General features: G+C 60.3%; 22 protein-coding genes. 7 read left to right on the forward strand and 15 right to left on the reverse strand.

Annotation, left to right across the window (positions count from 1 at the left end):
* Positions 1–79 precede the first annotated feature (79 nt).
* Both AD663_RS19840 and AD663_RS19845 read left to right on the forward strand, forming a co-directional pair.
* Positions 80–550 carry an RNA methyltransferase gene (locus AD663_RS19840; protein WP_003184248.1) on the forward strand — a complete coding sequence of 157 codons (471 nt, stop codon included), beginning with the start codon at positions 80–82 and terminating at the stop codon, positions 548–550.
* 77 nt (positions 551–627) lie between these two features.
* On the forward strand, positions 628–1,005 hold the full coding sequence (locus tag AD663_RS19845; RefSeq protein WP_003184253.1) for a DUF2892 domain-containing protein: 378 nt from the start codon (positions 628–630) through the stop codon (positions 1,003–1,005).
* A 128-nt stretch (positions 1,006–1,133) separates the two neighbouring features.
* Here the strand turns inward: AD663_RS19845 and AD663_RS19850 are convergent, their stop codons facing one another.
* Together AD663_RS19850 and AD663_RS19855 are read right to left on the reverse strand one after the other, a co-directional pair.
* Complete coding sequence (locus AD663_RS19850) at positions 1,134–2,363, reverse strand: hypothetical protein (protein ID WP_053214406.1); 1,230 nt, start codon at positions 2,361–2,363, stop codon at positions 1,134–1,136.
* A gap of 32 nt (positions 2,364–2,395) precedes the next feature.
* On the reverse strand, positions 2,396–2,845 hold the full coding sequence (locus AD663_RS19855; protein WP_053214407.1) for a YcgN family cysteine cluster protein: 450 nt from the start codon (positions 2,843–2,845) through the stop codon (positions 2,396–2,398).
* A gap of 158 nt (positions 2,846–3,003) precedes the next feature.
* Between AD663_RS19855 and AD663_RS19860 the strand changes: the two genes are divergently transcribed.
* Positions 3,004–3,597 carry a nitroreductase family protein gene (locus tag AD663_RS19860; RefSeq protein ID WP_003184258.1) on the forward strand — a complete coding sequence of 198 codons (594 nt, stop codon included), beginning with the start codon at positions 3,004–3,006 and terminating at the stop codon, positions 3,595–3,597.
* 134 nt (positions 3,598–3,731) lie between these two features.
* Here the strand turns inward: AD663_RS19860 and AD663_RS19865 are convergent, their stop codons facing one another.
* From AD663_RS19865 to AD663_RS19890, 6 genes are all read right to left on the reverse strand, one after another.
* The gene (locus AD663_RS19865; RefSeq protein ID WP_053214408.1) at positions 3,732–4,664 is read right to left on the reverse strand and encodes a D-2-hydroxyacid dehydrogenase; all 933 of its coding nucleotides are present in this window, start codon (positions 4,662–4,664) and stop codon (positions 3,732–3,734) included.
* Positions 4,665–4,789: 125 nt separating this feature from the next.
* Positions 4,790–5,083, reverse strand: a complete 294-nt coding sequence (locus tag AD663_RS19870) for a YcgL domain-containing protein (RefSeq protein WP_003184263.1) — start codon at positions 5,081–5,083, stop codon at positions 4,790–4,792.
* Positions 5,080–6,213 carry a ribonuclease D gene (gene rnd / locus AD663_RS19875; RefSeq protein WP_053214409.1) on the reverse strand — a complete coding sequence of 378 codons (1,134 nt, stop codon included), beginning with the start codon at positions 6,211–6,213 and terminating at the stop codon, positions 5,080–5,082. The genes AD663_RS19870 and rnd overlap by 4 nt, the downstream gene beginning before the upstream one ends.
* Positions 6,214–6,334: 121 nt before the next feature.
* Positions 6,335–6,976, reverse strand: a complete 642-nt coding sequence (locus AD663_RS19880; protein WP_003184268.1) for a class I SAM-dependent methyltransferase — start codon at positions 6,974–6,976, stop codon at positions 6,335–6,337.
* 69 nt (positions 6,977–7,045) lie between these two features.
* A complete protein-coding gene (locus tag AD663_RS19885; protein ID WP_053214410.1) occupies positions 7,046–8,695 on the reverse strand; it encodes a phosphoethanolamine transferase in 1,650 nt (549 codons plus the stop codon).
* Positions 8,696–8,890: 195 nt separating this feature from the next.
* Positions 8,891–10,273 carry a glutamine synthetase family protein gene (locus AD663_RS19890; protein WP_053214411.1) on the reverse strand — a complete coding sequence of 461 codons (1,383 nt, stop codon included), beginning with the start codon at positions 10,271–10,273 and terminating at the stop codon, positions 8,891–8,893.
* Between the two features lie 520 nt (positions 10,274–10,793).
* On the opposite strand from AD663_RS19890, the gene AD663_RS19895 reads away from it, so the two are divergent.
* Positions 10,794–11,726, forward strand: a complete 933-nt coding sequence (locus AD663_RS19895) for a LysR family transcriptional regulator (protein WP_053214412.1) — start codon at positions 10,794–10,796, stop codon at positions 11,724–11,726.
* 3 nt (positions 11,727–11,729) lie between these two features.
* On the opposite strand, the gene AD663_RS19900 is transcribed toward AD663_RS19895, so the two are convergent.
* The 6 genes from AD663_RS19900 to AD663_RS19925 form a co-directional block, all read right to left on the reverse strand.
* On the reverse strand, positions 11,730–12,095 hold the full coding sequence (locus tag AD663_RS19900; protein WP_053214413.1) for a 5-carboxymethyl-2-hydroxymuconate Delta-isomerase: 366 nt from the start codon (positions 12,093–12,095) through the stop codon (positions 11,730–11,732).
* A 103-nt stretch (positions 12,096–12,198) separates the two neighbouring features.
* Positions 12,199–13,122: a LysR family transcriptional regulator gene (locus AD663_RS19905; RefSeq protein WP_053214414.1), complete on the reverse strand. Its 924-nt coding sequence runs from the start codon at positions 13,120–13,122 to the stop codon at positions 12,199–12,201.
* 72 nt (positions 13,123–13,194) lie between these two features.
* Positions 13,195–15,279, reverse strand: a complete 2,085-nt coding sequence (locus AD663_RS19910; RefSeq protein WP_053214415.1) for a DUF6311 domain-containing protein — start codon at positions 15,277–15,279, stop codon at positions 13,195–13,197.
* A complete protein-coding gene (locus AD663_RS19915) occupies positions 15,276–15,659 on the reverse strand; it encodes a GtrA family protein (RefSeq protein ID WP_003184285.1) in 384 nt (127 codons plus the stop codon). Before AD663_RS19915 ends, AD663_RS19910 begins: the two co-directional genes overlap by 4 nt.
* Positions 15,656–16,366 carry a bifunctional 2-polyprenyl-6-hydroxyphenol methylase/3-demethylubiquinol 3-O-methyltransferase UbiG gene (locus tag AD663_RS19920; RefSeq protein WP_053214416.1) on the reverse strand — a complete coding sequence of 237 codons (711 nt, stop codon included), beginning with the start codon at positions 16,364–16,366 and terminating at the stop codon, positions 15,656–15,658. Before AD663_RS19920 ends, AD663_RS19915 begins: the two co-directional genes overlap by 4 nt.
* 2 nt (positions 16,367–16,368) lie before the next feature.
* Positions 16,369–17,337: a glycosyltransferase family 2 protein gene (locus AD663_RS19925; protein WP_003184289.1), complete on the reverse strand. Its 969-nt coding sequence runs from the start codon at positions 17,335–17,337 to the stop codon at positions 16,369–16,371.
* Between the two features lie 299 nt (positions 17,338–17,636).
* On the opposite strand from AD663_RS19925, the gene AD663_RS19930 reads away from it, so the two are divergent.
* The 3 genes from AD663_RS19930 (at position 17,637) to AD663_RS19940 (ending at position 19,316) form a co-directional block, all read left to right on the forward strand.
* A complete protein-coding gene (locus AD663_RS19930; RefSeq protein ID WP_003184291.1) occupies positions 17,637–17,828 on the forward strand; it encodes a DUF1508 domain-containing protein in 192 nt (63 codons plus the stop codon).
* Positions 17,829–18,039: 211 nt separating this feature from the next.
* Positions 18,040–18,846, forward strand: coding sequence for an AraC family transcriptional regulator (locus tag AD663_RS19935; RefSeq protein WP_003184293.1), 807 nt, complete (start codon positions 18,040–18,042; stop codon positions 18,844–18,846).
* Positions 18,847–18,947: 101 nt separating this feature from the next.
* Entirely contained in the window at positions 18,948–19,316 is a 369-nt protein-coding gene (locus AD663_RS19940) for a cupin domain-containing protein (RefSeq protein ID WP_053214417.1), read from the forward strand.
* 11 nt (positions 19,317–19,327) lie between these two features.
* Here the strand turns inward: AD663_RS19940 and AD663_RS19945 are convergent, their stop codons facing one another.
* The gene (locus tag AD663_RS19945) at positions 19,328–20,074 is read right to left on the reverse strand and encodes a phytanoyl-CoA dioxygenase family protein (protein WP_053214511.1); all 747 of its coding nucleotides are present in this window, start codon (positions 20,072–20,074) and stop codon (positions 19,328–19,330) included.
* Positions 20,075–20,078: the final 4 nt, after the last annotated feature.

Consider the following 20,078-nt stretch of genomic DNA (forward strand, 5'->3'; position numbering starts at 1 on the left):
CCTTCACCACCAATCGCGAAACTGACCACCCTCCACCATTCCCCGTATAATCGCGCCTTTTCCCCAAAGGCACCCGCCCGTGGCCAACAAACGCTACAGCTGCATCGGTCTGTTCAACCCCAAGTCACCGGAAAACGTCGGTTCGGTCATGCGCGCCGCCGGCTGCTACGGCGTGGCGTCGGTGTTCTACACCGGCAAGCGCTACGAGCGCGCCGCCGACTTTGTCACCGATACCAAGAAGGTCCACTACGACATCCCGCTGATTGGCATTGACGACCTGAAGAAAATCCTGCCCCTGGGCTGCGTGCCGGTGGCGGTGGAACTGGTGGACGGTGCGCGTCCGCTGCCTGAGTACACGCACCCGGACCGGGCGCTGTATATCTTTGGCCCCGAAGACGGTTCGCTGGACAAAGACATTCGTGACTGGTGCGAAGACGTGGTGTACATCCCCACCACCGGTTGCATGAACCTGGCCGCCACCGTCAATGTCGTGCTGTACGACCGCATGGCCAAGGGCAATAACACCCGTTCGGGGCCGCAATTCCGCTGATCGGTGCGAAATCCGATTGAACAAGGCCAGCGCTCGGGCAGTCAGCTTTATACCAATCCCCACACTGGAGACAGATCATGAGCGATAACAATCCGTTCGAGCCAATCGAGAGCACCCCGTTCCAATCCCATCCGCCACAGAACGTGCATGGCTGGGAACGCATTGGCTCACTGGCTGGCGGTGTGCTGATGATGGGCAAGGGGCTGCGCCGTGGCGGTGTGATCGGTCTGGCTCAACTGGCTATCGGCGGTATGGCATTGGCAAGGGGTATCACCGGGCATTGTTCGGCCAAGTCGCTTTTGGAGAAGAATCGCCAGAACCTGAACAGCGCCCGCGCCCGGATCGAACAGGCCGGTGATGAGCTGACTCGCATGAAAGCCAATGCCGAGGCGGCGACGGGTACAGCTACTGTGACGGGGAATGATTCGCTGAGTTCACCGCGGGCTGGCCTTTGATTCAATAGGTGCGGTGAGGCTGATAGCCTCTTCGCGAGCAAGCCCGCTCCCACAGTAATCCAGTCATACACAAATGATGTGTTCACTGAAGATCCACTGTGGGAGCGGGCATGCTCGCGAATGCGGTACTACTGAAGTAACCGGCTATCAAGCACAGTAGAAGGCCCATCCAAGATGCTTTCACTGAGCTGCACAAACTCCTTGGTATCGACTGTCTCCAAGCGCATCGCCCCCTGCAACACATCATCCAGCGAACGCTTGTTGCGGGTCTTCAGGCGAATCTCGCGGTCCAGTTCCTGTAGCAGCAATACCGCCTTGGCCACCGTCGCGGGGCCGATCTGTTCGCCGCGCAAGGTCGTCACGCTCCGACTGTCACGGGCGAGCCGGTCATTGAGGACCTGATAGCGTTCATCGCTCATACCGCCGGCACGGCGCAGCAGCTCGATGGCGTAGTACTCGGTCAACCCTTCGCTGATCCAGTCGCTACGATCCTGGTCGTTGATACGCGCAAGCGCCTGCACCAATTCACGCAGCAACGGACTGGCACCTCGCTCGCTGACCAGGGGCGGACGGCTGTGCAGATAGATCGAGTCATGGCCGGCCTGGGCGCCGCGCCACAACGGGTCCCCCGCGCCGACGATCAACAATTTGGCCGGATGGCGCGGCACCAACGCTTGCACCTGCGGCCAGACAAACGTCAACAGCGTCAGAACATCCATCCGGCGCATGCCCTGGCCCCGGGGCGAGGCCACGGTGACCTCGGTTTCCCCCAGGCGGGTGCGACGGCTGCCAAGCTTGCCGGCAAGCATCCAGCCGGTGGGACGGTCGAACAGCCGCGAAGGGTTGTCGATGCGAAAGCGTTGCTTGCCGATGCGCGGCCAAGGCGTCTCGATGCTTGTCCAACCGTCGGGCAATTCAACGTCCAGGCGGGCCACCAGTTCGACGCCGTCCTGCTGGTCGAGCTTTGCCGACGGCACCAGGTCATCGCCGCGCAGCAAGGCCCAGGTCGGGGTCATGCGGGTTTCGAAGGTGGCGTTCTTGCGGGCATGACCGATACGCACCCGGTAGCTCAGGCTCGCCTTGTCGGCCGTTGGACGCCAGACGCCGCGCGCTTGCTTGCCGGGACTCAACTGCCATTGACCGTCTGCCTTGAAGTCGCTGTAGCGGCTGCCGTCACCCAGGTCGAAATCCAGGCTGCGCACCGCCGAACCCCGTGCCAACGTCAGGCGCACCTCGGCCTGATCGCTTTGCGGCAACAGGTGCACGTGATAATCCAGATCGACTTTCTGCGCCGCCCATAACGGCCCGCACACCGCCAGCAGCCCGGCCGCCAGCATCCGTTTCAATCCAGCTGCCATGAATTCTCCCTGGTCGTGCAATACCCGGCGATTCAGCCGGCGCGGAAAATCAGATGATCTTCCCAATCCTCTTCCGCCACGCTGCCTTCGGCCAACATGCGCCCGGACTGGGAAATGCGTTCATGGTGCACGGCATCACGGTCGCCGCAGACCAGGTGGTGCCACAAAGGCAGGTCCTTGCCCTCGCTGACCAATCGATAACCGCAGGTCGGTGGCAGCCATTTGAATTCATCGGCCTTGCCCGGCGTGAGCTGGATGCAATCGGGAACGAAGTCCCGACGGTTGGGGTAATCGGTGCACTGGCAGGTTTTCAGGTCCAGCAGTTTGCAGGCGATACGTGTGTAATAGACGGTGTTGTCGTCTTCGTCTTCGAGCTTTTGCAGGCAGCACAGGCCGCAGCCGTCGCACAGCGATTCCCATTCCTGCGAATCGAGCTGATCGAGGGTTTTGCGTATCCAGAACGGTTCGACTTTGGCGGCCATGGTTCAAGTATCAATATCAAATGGTGAAAAGGCCGACAGTCTAGTGCCGGGGCCTCTCAAGGCCAAGCATTGGCGACTGTCGGTATGGCGGGGCTTGTCAGGCCGTGCGCTGGAACGTAGGTTGCTTCATTCACTTCTTCAATCCGGTCACGTAACCCATGAGCGCTAACTCCCGCATTGCCGATTACGCCATTCATCCCCAATTCATCGAGCGCTGGTCGCCCCGCGCCTTTACCGGCGAAGGCATTGCCGAAGAAACCCTGCTGGGCTTTTTCGAGGCTGCGCGCTGGGCACCCTCGGCATACAACTCGCAACCGTGGCGTTTCCTTTATGCGCGCCGCGACACGCCGAACTGGGAGCGTTTCCTGGGCCTGCTCAATGAATTCAACCGTGGCTGGGCGCAACATGCCTCGGCGTTGGTGATCATTGCGTCAAAAACCACTTTCGCCGTGCCTGGCGCCACCGAAGAAACTGCGGCGCTGTGCCACACCTTCGACACCGGTGCGGCCTGGGGCCACCTGGCACTGCAAGCCAGCCTCAGCGGCTGGCACACCCATGGCATGGCCGGTTTCGATCAGGAACTGACCCGCCAAGAACTGAAGATCCCGCAAGGCTATGCCCTGCACGCCGCCGTGGCGATTGGCAAGCTGGGCGACAAATCCACGCTGGCCGAATACCTCCAGGCCCGCGAAACCCCGAGCCCGCGCCGGCCGTTGAGTGAGCTGGTGGCTGAGGGTGATTTCACTTTGTAAACCCATTGAGTGATCACTGAAACAACCACTGTGGGAGCGGGCTTGCTCGCGAAGGGGCCAGTACATTCAACAAATATGTTGATTGACACACCGCCTTCGCGAGCAAGCCCGCTCCCACAGAATCTTATCGTGGTTCAGTAGCCCCGGCTGAAATCCACTTCCCCGCGTAGCGTTTCACCGGCCTGGTAGGCCTGCAGGTTCTCCAGGAACAACTGCACCATCATTGGCGGTGAGGTCGGAGCGGAGCTGTGGCCGGTCAGCAGCAGGCCCCAGGCGGTCCAGAACGGATGGCGTTGCGGCAGCGGCTCCTGGCGGCAGACGTCGATGACCGCACCGGCCAAATGACCATCTTTCAACGCTTGGACCAGGTCCGCGTCCACCACCGCCACGCCGCGCCCAACGTTGATGAACAGCCCGCTGGGCTTGAACTGCTTGAACAGCGCCGCGTCGTACAGGTCGTGGGTGTGGGGGGTGTTGGGCAGCAAGTTGATCACGTAATCCACCTCACCCACCAGCCGAGGCAGATCCTGCAGCGCTCCAACTTCGATGAATGGGGCCAACTCACGGGCTTCGCTGGCAATGCCATACAACTGCACGCCAAACGGCAGCAGAAATTGGGCCACGCGCTGGCCGATATCGCCGGTCCCGACGATCAACACCTTGCGCCCCGCCAGGCCCTGCCCCTGGCGATTGTCCCACTTGCGCTCGACCTGGCTGACCAAGCGTGCCAGCACCTCGCGCTCGTGGCCGAGCATATAAGTCAGTATGTACTCGGCCATCACCTGGCCAAAAATGCCCACCGCGCGGGTCAAGCGATAATCACGGGTCAGGCCCTCGGCCAGTAACGGCGTGATGCCCGCCCAGGTTGATTGCAGCCAGAGGGGTCGGTGACCCTGACGCAACAGGGTGGCCAGCAGATCGGGCTGACCAAGCCAGATCGGGCAATCGGCGGCCAGACGCGACAGTTCAGCGGAATCGCCGCTGGTCAGGACTTCGATCTCGGGTGCAGCCTGGCGCAACAGCTGGGCGTATACCGCGTGGTCGTGTTCGGCAATCAGAACGCGCATGAATCAAACCTTTCAAAAACAGTGCGGACGACCGCCGACGGAGTGTCGCTCCATCCAGGCGGGCATCGCCAATAAATCATTCCAGTGTTTCAAGAGGCCCCCAGGACGGGTGCCTGAGGATACCGTCAGACCGGGTCGTTGCGTCGCAGCAACTCTTCGGGCAGGTGTTCGATGTATTCATCCTCGGCCGGTGGCATCTGCAGGTGGTAACCCTGGCTGTCGAGGTTTTCCAGCACCTTGTTAATGTCTTCCCGGGACAGCTCCCGCTCGGGGCTCAGCACCAGGTCGAAGGCATGGATCGCCTTGCCAAAGGCCGCCATCAATGGCTCAGGCACACGCTTCAAGGCATCACTCTTGAGCACATACAGGTACATCTCGTTTTTCTTCGAGCTTCGGTAGATGGAGCAGATACGTTTCAAGGCTGTTCTCCGGCAGTGGCCAGGCTGTCGAGCAGCGCCTGGCCCATCAATTCGCGACGCCAGCCACGCAGCGAATCGGGCAATTGGTAAGGGCCCTCGGGGAAGCCGCTCTTGATCAGCGCTTCGAGGGTTTTCTTGCGCAGCATCAGTTCCGGTGCGATACCCAGGCGCTCGGCTTCAGCCTGCCCCAACGCCCGCAGGCGCTTGACCAGCGCCGAGGCCTCGATAGGCAATGGCTCGGCCACGGCCGGGGGCCATTGCTCAGGCGGTACGCTGGCGGCGCGCTTGATCAGATCCAGCAGGAACTCGCCATCCTGGCGCACGGTACGCGGATGCATGTCTTCGATTTTCGCCAGCGCGCCGAGGTTATCCGGCTGCGTGCGGGCCAGGGGCCACAGCGAATGCTCACGGATGATGCGGTTGCGCGGCAGGTCACGGGCGCGCGCCTCGCGTTCGCGCCAGGCGCACAGCTCACGCAGCACGGCCAACTGAGCCCGGGAAAGTTTCCAGGCCAGCTTGGCCTCGCGATAAACCTCATAGGAGTCCACTTCGCGACGGAGGTTGGCCACCAGTTCGGCACCGTCCTCCAATACCCAGGCAGATTTTTCGTCGGACAGTTTTGGACGCAGCTGTACGAAAACTTCCGCCAGATGCACCGCATCCTCCGCGGCGTAGCTGATCTGGGTGTCAGACAGGGGCCGTTGCAACCAGTCAGACCGGGTCTCGCCCTTGGGCAGCTCGATACCCAGCACTTCCTGCACCAGCCGCGAGTAACCCATGGAGAAACCCAGGTTCAGGTAGGCGGCGGCCAGTTGAGTATCGAACAAGGGCGCGGGCAGGCTGCCGGTCAGGCGCAGCAGCACTTCAAGGTCTTCACTGCACGCGTGGAGCACCTTGAGCACCGCCGGGTTTTCCAGGAGCGCGGCCAAGGGTTGCCAGTTGTCGATGGTCAAGGGGTCGATCAGGTAGGCACGCTTGCCGTCGCCAATCTGCAGCAGGCCGGCAATCGGATAAAAGGTGTCGACCCGCATGAATTCGGTGTCGAGGGCGACGAATGGCAACTGTTGCCATTCGGCGCAAAACTGCCCGAGGCTATCGTTGTCGCGAATCCAATGAATATCGATGGCCACACGGCTCTCCCTTGAAGAATGGCGCGCAGTATATATCGCCGTCAGCGATTGCGAGCATCCATAGAGCATGAGCCTGAGAGAAATCGCCTTCGCAAACGCAAGAATAGTCCTACATCCGGATCTAACCGGTCTTACGCAGTACATAAACCCGCGTCAACGCAAAACCGGGCAGGAAATCCTGATGCCACAGCACGGTGAAACCGGCCTGGCGGAACTCGGCTTCAATCTCGGCCTTGACGGCCAGCCTTCGTTGCGCCGAATGGCCGATGTTGAGGCGCCCCTCGATTTGAACCGACACGATCACCGTGTCACGACTGACCCGATGAAATTCGCGCAGCAACGCCAGGCGATGCTCGCTGGCGCTGATGTGCCGAAACAGTTGCAGACAAAAAATGCAATCCACAGCGTTCGCCGACAGCCCAAGGGTGAACGCCGAGCTGGGGAACGTCTTGACCCGTTCGAGTAACGCACCGCCATGGTGGGTAAGCGCATGATCGAGCATGTCCGCAGACGAGTCCGCCGCCAGGATCACCCGATTGGCATGCTCGGCCAGCACCGGCCAGTACCGCCCCGCCCCACATGCCACATCCAGCACCAACCCCGGCTCGCCGGCCGCTTTCAAGGCATTGCGCACCATCTGATCGTCACGCCAGAGCGCCAGGCGCAACCGTCGAGGCGCCGGCTGGCAGCAAACCTGCGCATGCTCCTGGTCATGTTGCCTGGCGAACTCAAGCTCAACGGTGGATGGGGGTGGCCCGGACATACGAACAGCTCTTGGAAAGTGAATGGATGACAGGTTAACCAACACTGCGTGAAAAAAAGGTGTAGGCGATCACTCCCGGGCCAGCACGCCGTCGATTACCGCGCCGCGACAACTGGCGAACATATCCAGGTCCGGGTTGTAGACCTTGCTGTTGACCTCCAACAGCCCGAGCATCGAATGAAACAGGTTGTCCTGGCTCAGGGGCTTCTCGCGACTCAGCTGCAGGCAATGGGTGTCGACCGAGAAGGACTTCTGGTAGCTGTCGGAGAACCAGGCCAGCATCGCCACATGCTTCTGTTGTTCCGGGGCGAGCATGTAAGGGGTGCCGTGGAGGAACAGGTTGTATTCACCCAGGGATTCACCATGGTCCGACAGGTACAACATGGCCGTGTCGACCTTGTCCTGATTGGCCCGCAACAAGTCGATCAAGGTCGACAGCACGTGGTCGGTATAGACCAGGGTGTTGTCGTAGCCGTTGACGATGCTCTCGCGGCTGCAATTGTTCAGCGCGTTGCTTTCGCACACCGGGGTGAAATGCTCGTACTCCTTGGGATAACGCTTGAAGTATTCCGGGCCGTGGCTGCCCATCTGGTGCAGCACCAGCACGGTGTCCTTATCAAGCGTGTCGATGAAATGCTGAAGTCCCTGGAGGAGGATTTCGTCACGGCATTCACTGCTGGCGCAAAGGGCCGGATCCTTGAGATTGCTGACATCCTGCAAGGTGACCCGGTCGCACGTGCCCTTGCAGCCGGATTGGTTGTCCCGCCAGATCACGTCCAGCCCGGCGCGCTTGAGCACATCCAGCAGGCCCTCTTCATTCTTGGCCTTGCTGGCGTCGTAGTTCTTGCGCCCCATGTTGGAAAACATGCATGGCACTGATACAGCGGTTTCGGTGCCGCAGGAGTGGACATCGGTGAAAGCGATCAGGCCAGCTTCCTTGTTTAGCTTCGGCGTGGTGTCGCGGTTATATCCAAGGATGCCGAAGTTCTCGGCACGAGCGCTCTCCCCCACTACCAGTACAGTCAGGGACTTGCGTGCGTGGGTTTGCCAGGCCGGGTTACGGATTGCGTCTTCACCGAGAGCGATGAACGGCTGCTTGGCCGATGCGACTTGCTCGCGCAGGTAACCGATCGATGCGCCGATGTAATTACTCGGCACGATCATCAAGCGCAGTTCATGATGGTTGCGAAACAGTGAAGACAAACCCTGATAGTTGGCCAGGGCAACCACGCCGATCACCGCGGCCGAGGCCACGCCGACCAATAGCTTACTTAGCAAATCCTTGGGCCAGCGCCGATAATTAATCGGAGTCTTGAACAATAACCAGGAGGGCAAAACGCCTAATAAGCCGATATAGGCAAACAACTTCAACGACAACAGGTCACGAACTTCCGTGGCATTGGTTTCGGCAAAGTTGCGCAACATGCCGGCATCGATCAGCACGCCGTATTGGGCCATGAAATACGCCACGCCAGCGCTGATCAGAAACAGGACCATCAGCACAGGCTTGAGCACCGGACGGAACGCCACGAGCGTCAATACCAGGTTGAACGCACAGAAAATCATCACACCGAATGCCAGGCACATCAGCAGGCCTCGGGCATCAGCCGTCGTGATCGCTTGCAAGTGTTGCCAGAGCACGACGTTGAAACCCAATAATAAAAAGGCACTGGCGACCAGCGTCACCCACTCGGGGCGCACGGCTTTGATTAACGGCATGGTGATTGACGGTTTCCTGAAAGTTGCTCTTTAAAAAAGAAATGCGGTAGCGAATGTGAAAAATTCGTTTCCTACGGCAGCACAAACTTTAGGTAGCCCACCATCAATTTTTCGTGAAAAAGTTGCCATTAAATAATTTTTTAAGCAGCACGCCACAAACTTTAACCCGTCTGCAGCATGCGGCCGGGCACCGCTTTAAGCTTGATTCAGGTACCAGCGCCAGTCCTGCTCCCCCACCTCGCCCATGAATTGCCGGTACTCGGCGCCCTTGACCGCCAGGTAAACGTCCAGAAACGCTGTGCCAAAGGCTTCCCGCGCCCAGTTCGAGGCTTCAAGGGCGCGCAAGGTGGTGAGCCAGTCGGTCGGCAGCAATTCGGTTGCCTGGGCATAACCGTTGCCTTCAACCGGCGAGCCGGGATCGCATTGCTCGCGGATACCACGATGGATGCCGGCCAGTATCGCCGCCGCCGCCAAGTACGGGTTGGCATCGGCGCCGCAAATACGATGTTCGATGTGCCGCGACGAGGCCGGGCCGCCGGGCACCCTCAGGCTGACCGTGCGGTTGTCTACGCCCCAGGTCGCAGCCAGCGGTGCGTAGCTGTTGCTCTGGAACCTGCGGTAGGAGTTGGCGTTAGGGCAGAACAGCAGCAGCGAATCGAGCAGGGTGTCGAGCATGCCGCCCACCGCGTGACGCAGCAGCGGCGTGCCGTCGGCGGCTTCGCTGGCAAACAGGTTGTTGCCGTCCCGGTCCGCCAGGCTGACGTGCATGTGCATGCCGGAACCCGCCAAGTGATCGAATGGCTTGGCCATGAAACATGCCACCATGCCGTGCTTGTGCGCCACGCCCTTGACCAGCCGCTTGTAGCGCACCGCTTCGTCCATGGCTTGCAAGGCATCGGGGCGGTGCTGCAGCGTGATTTCCACCTGTCCGGGCGCGTATTCGGAAATCGCTGTGCGTGCCGGAATGCCTTGCAACCTGCACGCGGCATACAGGTCTGCCAGAAACGGCTCGATCTGTTCCAGTTCGCGCAAACCGTAGACCTGGGTGGCGCGCGGTCGGCCGCCGTCGGCGTCCCGCGCCGGTTGCGGCCGGCCCTGGCTGTCGCGCTGGGCGTCCAGCAGGTAGAACTCCAGCTCTGCGGCCATCACCGGGTAATAACCGTCGGCCTGCAAGGCCTCGATCACCCGCCCAAGCAGATAACGTGGATCGGCAACCGTCGCGGGCATCCCTTCCTGGGGGTGCATGGCGACCTGCACGGCGGCTGTCGGGATGAGCCGCCACGGCATGCGTTGCAAGCTACCGGCGATGGGATAGGCGCGGCAGTCGATGTCGCCGACGTCCCACACCAATCCGGAGTTTTCCACGTCATCGCCATTGAGGGTCAGCCCGAGGATCGTGCTGGGCAACGGCCGGCCACTTTCGTAGACCGCCAGTAACTCGTCCCGATGCAACAATTTGCCTCGAGGCACGCCATTGCTATCGAGGATGAACAGCTCGAACAATTCGATATCTGGGTGTTGTTCAAGGAATGCGTGGGCGTGTTGCACGGGTGCGAAAGAGAGTTGGGCAAGGCTCATGAGCAGGCTCGTATTTGCATGTCGGACGACGACAGGGCGCCGTCAGTCTGTGTCCGTCTTCGACGGGCACCACGAAGGATCAACAGGCAATACGAAAATCCGGAGGACGGGCATGACGACAGTGCCACAGCGCCCAGAAGGCCAGTTCGGAGGGCAACGCACTGAGGGATGGGGTGCCGGCAGGCGTGAGTCTGCCGACCGGATCAATCGCGGCGAATGAAGGGTGCGAGAATGTTAGAGGCCGACCGTCCATGAGCGCATCACAGCAAGTACATCGAGCAAGCGTTGCACGACACCCAGGGAGCTTAAACCTGGATTTGACGGAGCTTGGATCGTGGCAGGCTAAACAATGGATAAACCAAACACTCGTTGATCGGAGGTCGTGTTCCCTACATTATCTGTCCCACTCCCGACCGTGAAATAGCCTGCATGGCATTTTCCTGGGACCATCGTTCCGTTAGGATCACCAGCCTGGTTTGCGCAAGATCCGCGCAAGGAAGCACAGCGAGAGACAGAACGGATGCTGAACAGTAATTCCCTCAGAAAGCTCGATATGCAAGACCTCATGGTGTTTAGCGCCGTGTACGAGCAAAGCAGCGTCTCTGGCGTGTCCGAGGCATTGTGTGTCAGCCAGTCAACCGTCAGTTACTGCCTCAAGAAATTGCGGACCTGTTTCGAAGACGAACTGTTTATCAACACCCGCACCGGCATGCGCCCCACCGACCGAGCCGAGGGCATGTACGACCATGTGCGGGCCATTTTGCAAAGTATCAATTTGTGCCATGCCGGCGCGCCAACGTTCGACCCGACGGGGCAAGCCGTCACGTTCAATATCTGCGCACCGGAGTATTTCGAACACCTGATCCTGCCGCACCTGCTGCGGGGCTTCGATTACGCCGATTTGCCGGTGATAGTCAACGTGCACAAGCTACAGGCCGACATACCCGCCCAGGAACTGCGCGACGGCAGTCTGGACTTGGTGATCTGCTTCGGTCCGAACTTCCACAGCAATCATGCCGACTTCAAATCCCGGCAACTGCTGGAGGAAGACCTGGTCTGCGTCGTGGATAAACGGGCGACGCCGCTGGAACCGCAACTGAGCCTTCAGTCCTTCGTCCAGCGCCGCCACGTTTTCCCGACGCCCTGGGCCTCCGCCACCAACATGGTGGACGGCTGGCTGTCGCAACAGGCACAACAGCGGCAGATCGCCGCTCGCGCCAACAGCTACAGCGCCGCATTGAAATTGATCACCGGTACCGACTTCATCCTGACCCTGCCCCGTCGCATCCAGAAACTGCTGGCCAGCGAGGCAATCTTCAGTCATCACGAAGCGCCCAGAGGCCTGCCCGGTTTCACCTTGAACATGCAGTGGAGCCAGGCCGCTGACCAGGACAGCGCCAACACCTGGCTGCGCGAGCAGATCATCAAGGCCTGCGTCACACGCGACGCTTGATCGTCAATTGCCGATCAAGGCCTTGGCATAAGGGCCGCGATCGATGTCGAGGATTTCCACGCACAACTGCACCGAAACATCGGCCGGCCATGGGCCGAGCTCCTGGATAACGGCCAGCAGGCTGTCGGCCAGTTGCTTCTTGATTTCCGGCGAGCGGCCGCTCAGCAAGGCCAGCTTCACGTGCACGAAACCCCGTTCCCCCATGCCCGTGCCTACCCGGAAAGTTTCAAGTTTCACGGCCCGGCTCTTGATATCGGACTCGGCGGCGAACTGACCGGACGCCACCAGCGCGTTGTTCAGGCGCAACAGTGCGACATCGGCTTTCAACCCGGCCAGATTAGCGGTGTACTCCATGTGCAGGTGAGGCATGTGTTCGACTCCTTTTCGAAAATATGACGATGTGGTTTCAGCCGCACAACCTTACCTCGACTCGCTTCGCTGAGGCAGGATTTTGTTTCGTCGTTTCACGCTTTCACGGTTGTGCCGAGACGACGCGCTCGCCCATGAAAGCCTCCAGCCGGGAGCGTAACCAGCGTTCGGCCGGATCACTGTCGACATGGCTCAGCCAGACCATGGACAAGTCCAGCGTCGGGGTCGTGAAGGGAAAGGGTTCGCTGAACAGTTGCCCCGAAGCGGCCATGGCGGCTGCGGTGTAGTCCGGCAAACTGGCGATCAGATCAGTGCCGGCCAGCAACGCCGGCAATGCGCTGTATTGCGGAACCGAGAGCACCACTTGGCGCGTGCGACCGATTTCGGCCAGCCATTCGTCAGCAAAACCGGCTACGTTGGCGGTGTGGGACACCAGCACATGAGGCCGCGAGCAGTACTCATCCAGGGTCAGCGGCGTATCCGACGCATCGGCGCGCAGTACGCGGGGCTGGATGTGTCGCAACAATTTGCGCTTGGCATTGGCCGGCAGCCCGCGCGTCTGGCTGATGCCCACGGTGATATCGCCCGATGCCAGCAAATCGGGGATACGCCAGTAGTCGACGTGCTGGACCACAAACACGATGTTCGGCGCTTCTTGCCGCAGGCTGCCCAATAGCGGCGGCAACAGGCCGAACTCGACGTCATCGGACAGGCCAATGCGAAACGTCATGGTGCTGCTGGCAGGCTCGAAATCGTGCGTCAGGCTCAAGGCCACCGACAGCGAATCCAGTGCCGGCGAAAGATGCCGGATAATTTCCTCGGCCCGGGCCGTCGGCTCCATGCGGTGACCGACGCGAATGAACAGCGGATCATTGAACATCTTGCGCAAGCGATTGAGGGCAGAGCTGATGGTTGGCTGGCCCAGGAACAGTTTTTCCGCCACCCGCGTCACGTTGCGCTCAAGCATCAGCGTTTCGAAAACCACCATCAGGTTGATGTCGGCCTTGCGCAATTCGTTGCGATTCATCCCCTGCCCCCGATTCCTTGACCCAATGCAGTGTAGGAAGGCCGGGGGCTGCGCGTCTATGCGCCGAAAGCCTCACTTCACCGTCATGGACTTCAATCCCAAGGCCATGATGCGTTCATCCATACCCAGGCCCAGGGCCTTGGGACTGATTGCATCGGGCAAACGAAAATGCACGCGCACCTGCCCATTGACGCCAATCGTTTCGCGAATGGCCGGCGTCAGGGGCAGTTCCAGGGTGTTGTCCTGCATACGTGTGAATTGTGTCGACAACGCCGCAACGCCGTTGATCGAAACCTCGACGCGCTGACGCGTGTGCTGCGGCTGCACGAACGCCGCCGCCTCGATGCTAATGACCCGGGCCTCTGGCGGCACCCGAAAGATCATCTCAGCCTCGCTCCCCTGGGACCAGACGCCCCACTCCTCGACGCGGCCCCAACCGCTGACCAGCATCCCATGGCTACGACTGAAAACCTGGCGCTCGCCGAGCTTCACTTGCACATCAAGCGTTTCGTCGGCGAACGGCGGGCAGTGGGCGCACGTTTTCCAGCCCGGCGCCAGGACCACGAGGCCGTCGACGCGGGTCAGCAGATCGGTCTGGCGATTGACGGTTTGCGTCGCCAGCAGCGTGGCGCGACTGTCGAGAATGTACAGCGAATCCGCGTCATACCGGCCCGTGGCAAGCATCTGGTCGGCATGGCGCTGCGCTTGCTCGATCACCCGATTGCCCATGCGCCCCAGGTAGACCCCATCGGTCTCCAGGCCATAGGTCAAGGCGTATTGGCTGCTCAACATCCAACTGTCCGGCTGGTTCTGCGGCATCAACGTCCGGACTTTTGAATAGTGTCCGGCGGCGCTGGCCCAGAAAGGATCAACCAGCGAGGTCGGCCAACTCGAGGCGGGCGCGATCATCCGACTCTTGCGCAGGCCGGCCCATCCAGCGTGGGTATCCAGGATCTGCACCACCACGGCAATCGCCAGCAGACACACGGCGGCCCGCGGTTTGTTGCCGCGGATCACCAGGAAAATCCCGGCAAACACGATGGCATAGAACACCGGCCAGAACATCCGACCGGCCGCGCGAAACACATTCGCCGCCTTTTCAAGAATGTCTGGCAGCCAATAATGCACACTCACCATGCCGATACCGAGGGTATTGGTCAGGGAAAAAAGCGTCAGCCCGATCAATGCCCACAGCAATAACCGCCTATGGCGCACCGCGCGGACAAAACCGGTACTGCCTTGCAGCAGCGCCACACCGGCGCAGATCGCCAACATCAAGACGCCCAGCCCCAGATAGTTGAACCCCTCGTAGTCGCCCGGGCCCTGAGGCATGTCTCGCAACGTGTGCGACCAGCCACTGGGGTTGATCAGCGACATGACGTTCAGGCGATACAATCCATAGCCGCCCGCCACCGTCCCGCCGCCAACACTGAAATAACCCGCCTGCCAGCAGCAGAACGCGACGAGTAGGAACAGTCCCGCCAGTTCAATCAACGCATCGCCTCGGGACATCCGACGCCTGACGGCCTGAGTGGCGAGGTCAGCCACCCAGATCAACGCCACCATGGCCAACAGGTATGCGTGCACCAACGCCGTCGCAGCCAGCAGCGCGCCCCAGGCCAGCCGGCGCCTGTGCAAGTCGGGCCGCAGCGCCAGGTACAGGGCGGCCAGGATCAGGAAGTGCCCGGACAGGGACAGATGCCCGCCCATGCGTAGGAACATCGGAGGCGAAAACACGAACAAGCCCGCGCCCAACAGCCTGATCCACACCGACGGCGTCAGCAGGCCAACCAGTTTCCAGGCGAACCATGCTTGCAAGATGAAACAGGTCAGCAGCCACAGGCCAAAATACTGGAATGTCTCGGGAAGCCAGGCGCTGAAGGGCTTGAACAGCAATGCCAGCAGCGGATTGGAATCGGAAAAAATGATGCCGTTGCCCAGTTCCAGGCCATAGGAAGGATTCATTCCCAATGGAAAGGTCCAGGGCGAATGACGGAAGAACGCCCAGCCCATGTAGTGGGTCGCCGCGTCGCCCTCCCCCAACCAGGCAATGTTCGTCGGGTCCAGCACCCGGGGGCCTATCACCAATAAAAAGGCCAACACACCCAACAGCACGGGCAGCGAGGAAATCAGGTAGTGCTTGCCACGAACGATCATCGATACGTCCAGAAATTATGCAGAATGAAGGTGAACACCGGAATGATCAGCGCGACGGCTGCAATGCCGGCCAGGTAACCCAGGCCGGCATTTTGGGCGATCCAGGCAACCAGCATCGCCAGCCAGAAACCGCCAATTGAAACCACCAGGAAACGGCCAAGGGTGCGGCCATGCAACCTTGCGGAAAAGCTCCAGAGGGTGTTGATCAGATACGACAGCACGGTCGCTACTACGAAGGCGAAACCATTGGCCAGCGGCGGATTCGCCAGGATCAGGTGCATGAACAGCACAGCGGCCACCACGTGCACCCCGGTAACGACCAGGCCCGTCAGGGCAAAGCGCAAGGCACGTCGCAACAACGGCGATTGCGTCCAGGTCACGGCTTCTGCGCCAGGCAGAACACAGTCAGGCCGGCGATACGGTTGGCGCCCATGAACGGACGTTCCAGGCTGCACAATGACTTCAGCACGCCATTGACCAACGGAGAATGCCGCGACAGTTGCGACTTGGCCGGCACCTCGGAACGGGCGCGCGGCAACAGGCGCAGGGCGGCGGCAATGGGGAATACCAGGCCGAAATAATATGCACCTTGTTGCACCTGCAAACCGGCCTGCGCCACGACGCGCTCCAGTTGCCCAAGGGTATAGCGGCGCTTGTGCTCGAGAAAATCATCGTGGCCGCTCCAGAGAAACTGGAACGCCGGCACCGTGATCAGGAAGCGACTGCCGGACGGCACCTTGTCGACATACATCTTGAGCAGTCCCACGTCATCATCCACGTGTTCAAGCACATCCATCAGCAACACCAGGTCGGCGTCCAGCGCATCGATGGCCCGTCGGTAGCGGACCGGTTTGCCGGCGGTGCTGGCATCGGAGTCGGCGGGATAACTGATGTCCACGCACCAGGCCTGGGCCGTATCGGTATGGGTCAACAAATGATGGGAGAAAAAACCCGAGCCGGCGCCGACGTCCAGCAGCGTCCTGGCCGAGGTGCCCTTGAGCATGTGGAGCATGGCCCGCGCTTTCGAACGGTAATACCAATGCCGGTCGATATCAGGGCCCAGGATGTCGGTTTCCTTGAGATCCATGGTCAGTCCTTGGCGTCATAGACGCGCCGCACCAGGAAAACCGGCCGACGCTTGGATTCGATATAGGTACGGCCCAGGTATTCACCCAGCACGCCGATGCCGATCAGTTGCAAACCGCCCAGGAACGTGACCGCCACCATCAGCGAGGCATAACCCGGCAGGTCGACCCCGGAAATCAAGGTGCGCAGCACGATGAAGATGGCGAATGCAAAGGACACCAGCGAAACGCAAAGCCCCAGGTACGTCCAGATACGCAGCGGTTCGGTGCTGAAGCTGGTGATGCCTTCGAGGGCGAAATTCCATAGGCGCCAGCCGTTGAACTTGCTTTCGCCGGCCGCGCGCTCGGGCCTGACGTAATCCACATGGGTGGTTCGAAAACCCACCCAGGCAAACAGCCCCTTCATGAAGCGCCGGGACTCGGGCAGCGTTTGCAAGGCCTCGATCACGCAGCGATCCATCAAGCGAAAATCGCCGACGTTTTCTGGCAGCTTGTGGTCGGCGATTCGATTGTGCAGACGGTAGAAGCCGTTGGCCGAAACTTGTTTGGCCCAGGAGTCGGAGTCGCGGTTGATTCGGTGTCCCAGCACCACTTCGGCGCCGTTGCGCCAATGAGCAATCATTTCCAGGATCACTTCGGGCGGGTCCTGCAAATCGACATCGATCGGCACCACCGCTTGGCCGCGAGCGGCTTGCAGGCCGGCACTCAACGCCGCCTCCTTGCCGAAGTTGCGGCTCAGGTCGACGATGCGGATACGCGGGTCGGCCTTCTGCCGTTCCAGCAACAGCACCAAGGTGTCGTCAATGCTGCCGTCGTTGACGAACACCAGCTCCAGGTCAACCAGCGACTCACGGGCGAAGACCTGGTCGATCCTGGCGATGAATAGATCGATGGACTGGACTTCGTTATAAACCGGAATGACAAGCGAAAGCGCTAGACGCCCCTGTAGATCCGCTCCTGGATATTCAGTCACTTGATGGCTCTTTTTCTTATAGTGTTTTGGTCCCATCGGGCTTCCGGCCCTTGGCGTCGAAACGTATTAAGCAGGAGCGGACAAGGCAACGCAAGGATCAAACCTGAACCGTAACCCGTCGGCTGCTCGCAACATGACTTTTTTCCTACAAAGGGTCGCATGACCGATCCAGGCTCACTCCCAGCAACACTTGATAACCGATGGAAACGATTTCCCCATGGCCAAAATCGTCCACTTGGCTAGGCTTGCAGCCACATGTTCCACACATGTCATGACTGAATATCGCAGGGAGCGAACCCATGTATTTTGAGATCTATCGACAGACCCGAGGCACCCCGAACACTGGCAAAGGCCAATGGCGCTGGCGCCTGAGGGCCGGCAACCACGAAACGATCGCCAGTGGCGAATCCTATGTGAACAAGGCTGACTGCCTTCACGTCATCGGCCTGATCAAGAACGTCCAGGGCGAGACGCCGGTAAAAGAGATCTGAACAGCGCCGTGGGAGCTCGGCCTTGATCGAGGGTTGAATCACTGTGGCGAGGGAGCTTGCTCCCGCTCGACTGCGCAGCAGGCGCGATGCTTCAGGGCCGCTTCGCAACCCAGCGGGCACAAGCGTCCTCGCCAGAGAGATTCTGATTTTTTGCTGTGACGAAAGTTTTCAGGCAGGTAGGGTATACGAACCAAAGCAGGAGCCCGGTGCAATGACTCGATCCATCCCCAATCGCGACTGGCTGGTGCGTGCGCCCGAATCGCGGAAAATGGAACGCATCGAGGCTTATTTCAGTGGCCATGGCTACAGCACCCATCGCCATGACACCTACGCCATCGGAATCACGCTTTCCGGCGTCCAGAGCTTCAACTATCGCCACAGCAAACGTCATAGCCAGCCTGGCGGCACCATCGTCTTGCACCCGGACGAGGTACACGATGGCGAAGCTGGAACGAGCGAAGGTTTTCACTACCGGATGTTCTACATAGAACCGTCGCTGATCCAGCAAGTACTTGGGGGCAAGCCATTGCCCTTCATCGAAGGAGGATTGTCCAGCGACCCACGCCTCAACATCGCGACCCGTCGATTATTGAATGGCATGGATCATCCCCTCGATCCGCTAGAAGAAGAGGACGCCCTCTACGACGTGGCCCAAGCACTCGACATCGCGGCGGGCAGCCGACGCGGACGGCGGCTGATCGACTACCCGGCGGCGGAACGTGCCCGCCTGTTCATCCACGATGCCCTCGACCAGGTGATCACGCTGGATGATCTGGTGCAGGCAAGCGGCAGGGACCGATGGAGCTTGTCACGAGACTTTCGTGCGCTGTACGGCACCAGCCCCTATCGCTACATCACCCAGCGACGTCTGAATCAAGCCCGTCACCTGGCGTTCCAGGGCATACCGTTGAGCGAAGTGGCCCTGGCTTGTGGATTTTACGATCAAAGTCACATGACCCGGCTGCATACCCAGGCCTTCGGCATCTCACCGGCACGCTGGCTGAACATGCTGCGCTAAGGCAGCCGCTACGCGCCGCAAAAAGCTGCACGATCATCCAATACTCACGTTGGCCCGGACAATAAAGTAGGACGCACCAACAGACCAAGGAGTATGCCTCGATGACCGTTTATTCCCCGATCAACTTCGCCCAGAAATATGCGCTCTTCCAAGAACAGTGGATGCCGAAAGTCGTGGCTGAAATGAACGATTACCAATTCAAGATCGCCAGGCTCGAAGGCGATTTCATCTGGCACACCCACGCTGATACCGACGAAACCTTCATCGTTCTGGAGGGCGAACTGCGTATCGATTTTCGTGACGGCGCCGTGACCATTGGCGCGGGCGAGATGTATGTGGTCAAAAAGGGCGTCGAGCATAAGCCCAGCGCCGCCCAGGAAGTGAAACTGCTACTGATCGAGCCACGCGGTGTCATTAACACCGGCGAAGAAACCAACGAGCGCACGGCGATCAATGACGTCTGGATCTGACTGAGCCAGGCTCAATCGTATTCAGCTTCCTGATGCTCGCCCAACAACCGCCGCTGACGAGGTGTCGCGGCGGCCAGGACCTCGGGATTGAATCGCCAGTGCAGATAAGGCGAAAACTTCTGCGCGACCATCCGCCGACCATAGTGCACCTGGAGCATGTATCGCGTGCGGTCGGCGGTCCGGTTGTCGCTGCCGGCGTGCCATAGCTCGCTGCGCAATATCAGCACATCCCCTGCCCGGCACAGTATCGGTTGTGCGGTACGCCCTTGCCATTGCGTTTCACCTGCAACCGGCGCCCGACCGGCCTTGTGGCTGCCAGGGATGACCTGTGTGGGGCTCAAGTCCGCGTCGATATCGTCCAAGTAAAACTGTGCGGTAAACACCTGCACCGGCAGTTCAAAGCCAGGCTCGGCCAGCAGGCTTGGCGGCAATGGCATCGCCAGGTAATCCAGGTGCAACGGGGCCCCGGTGAAACCGGGATGGTAGCGCCAGGCTGTCTGGCCAATGATGTGGCAATCATCGCCCAAGGCCGCCTCGGCCAGTTCGATCACTGCGCCCACATCCAGGAACGGCAGCCAGAACGGATCGCGATTGAACACACATTTGTAATGATCGATCACGCCGCTGTAGTCCCAATGCTGAGGCTGCAATTGGTCGATGGCATGGCGCAGGTCGGCAATTTGTGCGGCGCTCAATACCCCAGGCAGCAGGACGAAACCGTCCCGGTGCAGGGCTCGCAGATTCTCGCTGACAGACACGGCC

The organism is Pseudomonas sp. Q12-87 (assembly GCF_001269755.1).
GTDB classification, from domain to species: Bacteria; Pseudomonadota; Gammaproteobacteria; order Pseudomonadales; family Pseudomonadaceae; genus Aquipseudomonas; species Aquipseudomonas fluorescens_S.